Below are 255 nucleotides of genomic sequence, written 5' to 3'. Positions count from 1 at the left end.
TGATGTCACTGGCAGCGACAGCCAAGGTGCGTCTGATGTACAGACCCTAACCATTACCGTCACTGGCACCAACGATGCACCGACTGTCTCGGCGGCACTGACCGACCAAGCCACAGACCAAGGCAGCACCTTTAGCTTCGGCGTACCTGCGGGCACCTTCGCCGATATCGACAGCGGTGATACGCTCACCCTGTCGGCTAGCACACCTGCATGGCTCAGCTTTGATGCCACCACCGGCACCTTCAGCGGCACGCC

At 60.8% G+C, this 255-nt stretch carries 1 protein-coding gene; it reads left to right on the top strand.

Features of this window, described 5'->3' with window-relative positions; all coding sequences use genetic code 11:
- The coding region (locus tag LZP69_RS16515) for a putative Ig domain-containing protein (RefSeq protein ID WP_234201758.1) at positions 1 to 255 on the top strand (255 nt) is incomplete at both ends.

The organism is Shewanella sp. AS1 (assembly GCF_021412565.1).
In the GTDB taxonomy this organism is placed as follows: Bacteria; Pseudomonadota; Gammaproteobacteria; order Enterobacterales; family Shewanellaceae; genus Shewanella.
The sequence above is the reverse complement of the archived record's forward strand: the minus strand, read 5'-3'. Positions and strand labels throughout refer to the sequence as shown.